Origin of the sequence: Vibrio cionasavignyae, assembly GCF_050337155.1 — a bacterium.
Classification (GTDB): Bacteria; Pseudomonadota; Gammaproteobacteria; order Enterobacterales; family Vibrionaceae; genus Vibrio; species Vibrio nomapromontoriensis.
Genome location: NZ_JAKJSR010000047.1, coordinates 1 through 5,443, shown reverse-complemented (window position 1 = coordinate 5,443; position 5,443 = coordinate 1). Strand labels below are relative to the sequence as shown.

7 protein-coding genes and 1 pseudogene are annotated in these 5,443 nt (G+C 42.2%); all 8 read right to left on the bottom strand.

What is annotated here, in order from left to right:
- Positions 1 to 340: 340 nt before the first annotated feature.
- Positions 341 to 766, bottom strand: a complete 426-nt coding sequence (locus L4D74_RS24830; protein ID WP_428755059.1) for a bifunctional diaminohydroxyphosphoribosylaminopyrimidine deaminase/5-amino-6-(5-phosphoribosylamino)uracil reductase RibD — start codon at positions 764 to 766, stop codon at positions 341 to 343.
- 150 nt (positions 767 to 916) lie between these two features.
- On the bottom strand, positions 917 to 1,534 hold the full coding sequence (locus L4D74_RS24825) for a LysE family translocator (RefSeq protein WP_428755057.1): 618 nt from the start codon (positions 1,532 to 1,534) through the stop codon (positions 917 to 919).
- A 141-nt stretch (positions 1,535 to 1,675) separates the two neighbouring features.
- Positions 1,676 to 2,137, bottom strand: coding sequence for a RidA family protein (locus L4D74_RS24820; protein WP_428755056.1), 462 nt, complete (start codon positions 2,135 to 2,137; stop codon positions 1,676 to 1,678).
- 154 nt (positions 2,138 to 2,291) lie between these two features.
- Positions 2,292 to 2,744 (bottom strand): DUF6882 domain-containing protein, encoded by a 453-nt coding sequence (locus L4D74_RS24815; protein ID WP_428755054.1) that lies wholly within the window; start codon positions 2,742 to 2,744, stop codon positions 2,292 to 2,294.
- A 113-nt stretch (positions 2,745 to 2,857) separates the two neighbouring features.
- Positions 2,858 to 3,481, bottom strand: coding sequence for a DUF6988 family protein (locus L4D74_RS24810; protein ID WP_428755053.1), 624 nt, complete (start codon positions 3,479 to 3,481; stop codon positions 2,858 to 2,860).
- Between the two features lie 135 nt (positions 3,482 to 3,616).
- Entirely contained in the window at positions 3,617 to 4,495 is an 879-nt protein-coding gene (locus tag L4D74_RS24805) for a transglutaminase-like domain-containing protein (protein ID WP_428755051.1), read from the bottom strand.
- Between the two features lie 176 nt (positions 4,496 to 4,671).
- Positions 4,672 to 5,040 (bottom strand): VOC family protein, encoded by a 369-nt coding sequence (locus tag L4D74_RS24800; RefSeq protein WP_428755050.1) that lies wholly within the window; start codon positions 5,038 to 5,040, stop codon positions 4,672 to 4,674.
- Between the two features lie 133 nt (positions 5,041 to 5,173).
- Positions 5,174 to 5,443: pseudogene (locus L4D74_RS24795) on the bottom strand (GNAT family N-acetyltransferase); the annotation flags it as partial.

Sequence of the window (5,443 nt, the reverse complement as noted above, 5' to 3'; positions counted from 1 at the left end):
GAGTTGAACTGTCCAAAAATTCGTAGCCTGAGTTGACGAAACTCAGAGGCAACTCAAAGTTTGCCACTAAGCCAACAACCACATACGCCAATTTTCAATTAAACGTAAATAACTCAGTAGCAAAGAAAAAGCACACGAGAGATGTGAGGTTACCACTAAAGAACAGGTGTAAAGCTAGAACGATGAACCCGTACACCAATAAACTAAACCGTGAAAGCTAACGCCTTGCTAAGTTGCAGCTAACGAACACTACACCTAAGCAAAGCCACGTAATCACTGAACTCAACCAAACCAAAATCGCCGAGCGTTAGCTGTCAGCTTGAGCAATTTGTTATATGCCCTACGACTTACCCAAATATGGTGTAAGAAACAGGCTAACTTGCTTGCTACACAAACCAATCTCCACTTCGATTCCTGCTTGCTTCAGAATCGCCACGCCTTTACCGCTATTACGAGGGTCTGGATCTAACATGGACACAACCACCCGTTTGATGCCTGATTTAACAAGAGTATTTGCACAGGCTGGCGTCCTACCAATAAATGAGCAAGGTTCTAGAGTTACATAGGCGGTAATATTGTCCATCACTCCGTCATACAAATTGAGTGCCTGAACTTCCGCGTGATTACCACCTATTGCTTGCGTGAAACCTTCAGAAACAATCTCGTCTCCATCTACGAGTACGCAACCAACGGGAGGATTCGGAGTACACTCAGGTAAGGCCAATTGCGATATTTCCAACGCTCTGAGCATATAAACTTCTGACATTATTTCGTATCCATCTGACAAGGCATATAACGCCCTGTTAAGGTGTGAGCAACGCAATGCCGAAGCTCCCGCATACCACCTTAAACACTAAATTCAACGCATAGTTAAAATGCCACGCGTTGCGAATCACTCTTAAACAGCTTGTTAGTTTTATTGTTGGCGACTCAGTAACAGGCTTGCTCCAGACATAGCCAAAAAAGTTGCACAACCTCTATTGAAGCGCTTTGCCATTTTCGGCTTCGTAAACCACTGCCTTAAGTACATTCCAAATATCGCATAAATCGATATTGCACCCATTTCTAAAATTAGGAAAGTAGCCCCTAAAGCGAAGAACTGTTCATTTACACTTGCTGAAACATCGACGAACTGTGGTAGAAAGGCAGTAAAGATTAAGATCGCCTTTGGATTACCAGCAGCTAACAAGAACTCTTGTTTGGCTAAGCCTAGTCGGTTGCGAGTGTTTTCTAGCTCAGAAACAGGACTTCCTTCCGAACGCCAAAGATTAAAGGCTATCCACAACAAGTAAGCAGCGCCCACAATTTTAATCGTTAGAAATAGAGTCTCAGAAGCATAGAGGACGACTGCTAAACCAGAAGCAGCCAAGGCAATCATTACAGCGAATGCAGCAATACGACCAAGTCCAGCAATAAAAGCGGATTTGAAACCGTAACAACGAGCATTATTCATGGACAATAGATTGTTTGGACCAGGAGTCATATTGAGCGCAAAACACGCAGGTATAAAGAACAATAACTTCCAGATTTCCACAATATTTCCTCCATAAAACTAACGCCTTGTTAAGTAGCAGCTATCTGCCACAACACTCAAACAAAGCCACCGTAATCACTAAACTCAACCGATCCAAAATCGCCAAACGTTAGCTGTCTGCTTGAACAATTTGTTATGTTTCTAGTCCTTAATTTCAAATATTGAGTCAATAATAATTGGCAAATTACCTCTCACGGATGTTGCACCGAAAACTGAGCGGGCATGCACACCTTTTTTACCAAAAACTTCTGCCATTAGATCTGAGCAACCATCCAGCACCCTAGGGTGTTGTTCAAAGTCCGTTGTGGCGTTTACGAAACCTTGAAGCTTGACGACTTGGTTAACTTTATCCAATGAACCTAACTCTAGCTTTAAGGCAGCTAATATATCTAAGCCAGTTGCTTTAGCGAAAGCATACCCTTCTTCTGTGGTATATTCCCGGCCAAGCTTACCTCTGGGTACGACACTTAAACCAGCTACTGGACCTTTTCCTGAGACATAAAGTAAATTGCCTGTTCGAACGCAATTAAAATAACTACCTTGCGGATCACTGGCTTGAGGTAACTCCAAGCCAAGTTCTGCTAATCTTCTTTCTATGTTCATCTATCCTCCGTGATTGAATGGAAACATAACGCTTTGTTAAGGTGTGAGGCACGCAATGCCGAAGCCGCCGCATAACACCTTAACCACTAAGACCAACGCATAGTAAAAATGCCACGCGTGCCGAATCACTCTTGAACAATTTGTTATAAGTCATTCACACAACCGACATTAGAACGACAAAAAGCATTGAACTTCCAGTCGGACACCGATAAACGCCAAGACCACCCAGCTTCTCTAAAGCGATTGCAGCCATTTCCCACCCTTCTTCCTCAGACGCTTCCCAGATAGGAGTATCAAAAATGTTCAGGCCAGATTCTTTTGCGAGCGTTTTGAGTGTTGATGACTCTTTTGTCAGGTGATGCGGTAGTGAAATATTAGCCCAAGCCCACTGTAAAGTACCCTTCGTTGTATCAGTTGAGCAAATCAATGCAATTTCAAATCTAACTGTTCGATGTGTATCGCTAAACACTAAGCAACCATTTGGAACATCAAAGTCAAATCTTTCAAAATGTCCCAAGTCATATTCTTTTTCTAATCTATCGTTCGCCAACACCATATTGCCGAAACACTTATTCACGAATGAGTCTATTTCTTCATCTGTCCACATAATTTCTCTTTGACTTATAACGCCCTGCTAAGTGGCGCTAACGATTAACTTACCAAGCGCACTGAACTTCAAACCAAAACCGCCAAGCTTATGGCGTCCACTTAAGCAGTTTGTTAGCATGCTTGCCCAAACATACGCTCCGTTGTCTGATTTACTAGTTTTTCATAAAGTGGTATGGCTCTTTTTTCATTTGCTAATTCAATTAGCTCGCCAAGAGCATACACTGACACGACTGCCGACAGCCGAAGTAATAAGCGTACCTCGTCATCTGGAATATTTGGCGTGATTATGCCGTTCGCAGCTATTTGCCTATTTGCAAGCTGAATACCCCCATGAGTAAAGTCATGAGAAAAATTCTTAACATCAGACCAAAGCTTTGAAAACAGTTTTGTCTGGCCAGTTTTCTGTTCGACGAGTTCAATCAACTCCCAAATTTTTGGCCACTTGTCTTTATACAAGGCTCTGTTGGACTGAGCTTCTGTAGCTATATTGCGCAACCAGACAGCTCTCATAGTGTTTTCTATAGTAGGACGCATAAGCGCGAAAGCCGATGCAAAGTTCTTTTTCTCACACAGCAATTGCAATGCATCGCAATGGTTTATAGATACAAAAAGCATCGCACTAATCGTCTCGTTATATCCATCTGACTTAGTCTCGATTTGTTCAGATATTCTCCAAACAACTTCCAAGTGTTCTCTAGTATCAAAAATCATTTGCATCGATTCTATCCCTTGCATGCTAACGCCCAATTAAGTAGCTGACAATGCTACCAATACACTAAAACTTACCACCTAAATCACTGAAGCTAAACCGAACTGAAAATACCGAGCGTTGGCAGTCTGCTTAAATTGCTTGTTATATGTGTTCTGCGCCTACAGTGAAGCATATAGCTCACTTAGTGTCGGAAACTTCGAGCAATCCCAACCGCTTGGAAGCTTTATTTCCTTGCACGACTCAACTAACTTAAGAGCTTTGGAGCTATCCGAAGCACAACTAACATCTGCAAATTCATCGAGCAGAGTTAATTCATACTCTCCAGAAATAGGGCTGATGAATTTAGGCAATATGCCCCACCCTGTATCCCACGTATGCATTTCAAATTTTGATAATGCATACAAGTCTCGAATAAGGCTACCCTTGATAAACGGTAATCCTTTGAAATCCCGAAAACCAAAATTTTCACCAGACTCCAAGTTTTCACGGCATAACTTCCAAGCCTGCCCAGCCACTATAAAGTTTGATGATGGTACATCACACGGGTCAAATTCAAACTTCAAGATTTGATGATGAATGTCGTCAAGCTGAGCATCAACCGCTACCCATCCCTTCCCTTTATCCCAATACTCACAAACCCAGTGATCTTCGAAATGGTTTTGAGCTAAATAAGTCGCAAACCCACTCCTTAGTCGGGCTGGAATTCCTTTTGACCTCAAAATAGAGCAAGCCAATAGTGAAAAGTCTCTACAAATACTTACAACTCTATGGCTTGGTTTCTTGAACACATGGGAAGGTTCGCCTGATTTCAACATTGCTAAAGAGACTAAACCTTTAGCATATCGAGTTTGCATTTCTGTAAGTTTTTTTGAGGGGTCAACCTCGACACCATAGTGTTCAAGCCAATACGAATGAATAAGGTTGCCTTGAACAAATTTACATATACCCGCAATATCATCAGGCACTTCACTGATATCTAGTAGATTATTAGGGAGTTCTGTAAACTCCGTATTTTCTATATAGTCGTTGATAACCATTTATTTCTACAACCTTTGTGGAAATACCCACTAATACATATAACGCCCGCTTAAGTTGTGACTAACGCACCACTGAAGCCAAATTTTAAACCGTAATCACGCAAACCAACATTGGCACCTAAACTGCCAAGCGTTACGAATCAACTTGAAGCGCTTGTTATATGCCTTGCGACTAACTACATTGAAACCGCTTCTATCTTGTTACCATCAAGGTCTCGGACAAAGGCTGCATAATAGCTTTCACCATACTCTGGACGTAAGCCGGGCTTCCCTTCACACGTCGCACCTAACTCAATAGCTATTGCATAAAAACCATCAACTGCCTCTTGATTAGGAGCGTTAAAGGCTATGTGAGTTCCATTACCATTTGACGCATAACCTTCCGACGGTAGACCAACCCAAAACTCGAAGTTGGTGCCGTAAGCTGCCGCGACACCTTCAATTAGGTGCGTTCGATTAATAGATAGAGTTTCAAACACAGCGTCGTAGAAATTCACTGCTGATTCGATATTTTTAACTCCAACGGAGACATGATTTAAAATCATTGAAATTCCTTTTATTCATCAAAACTCAAGAGGCATATAACGCCCTGCTAAGTGGCGCTGACGATTAACTTACCAAGCGCACTTAACTTCAAACCAAAACCGCCAAGCTTATGGCGTCCACTTGAGTAGTTTGTTATGTGGCTAACGACTTGCCCAAACAAACAGACTTGCTTGCATGAACGTATTTTCCATAAGCGCTAACTTTTGAGTAACCATGTCGCTCGTAGAAACACACTGCATTATCATTAACCTTGCGTGTTGAAAGTACTGAGCGCTTGTAACCTTTAATCACTGCACAACTCTCAAGCTGGGTGATTAGATAACTACCCGCTCCTCGGTACTTTGAGTACATTCGCTTCAACTCACAAGTTTCACTGTCGTGCCGTGCTTGCGAAATGAACCG

Coding starts and splice junctions, on each gene's coding strand:
- L4D74_RS24830 (WP_428755059.1), bottom strand. CDS start 766: ATGTCAGAAGTTTATATGCTCAGAGCGTTGGAAATATCGCAATTGGCC.
- L4D74_RS24820 (WP_428755056.1), bottom strand. CDS start 2,137: ATGAACATAGAAAGAAGATTAGCAGAACTTGGCTTGGAGTTACCTCAA.
- L4D74_RS24815 (WP_428755054.1), bottom strand. CDS start 2,744: ATGTGGACAGATGAAGAAATAGACTCATTCGTGAATAAGTGTTTCGGC.
- L4D74_RS24810 (WP_428755053.1), bottom strand. CDS start 3,481: ATGCAAGGGATAGAATCGATGCAAATGATTTTTGATACTAGAGAACAC.
- L4D74_RS24805 (WP_428755051.1), bottom strand. CDS start 4,495: ATGGTTATCAACGACTATATAGAAAATACGGAGTTTACAGAACTCCCT.
- L4D74_RS24800 (WP_428755050.1), bottom strand. CDS start 5,040: ATGATTTTAAATCATGTCTCCGTTGGAGTTAAAAATATCGAATCAGCA.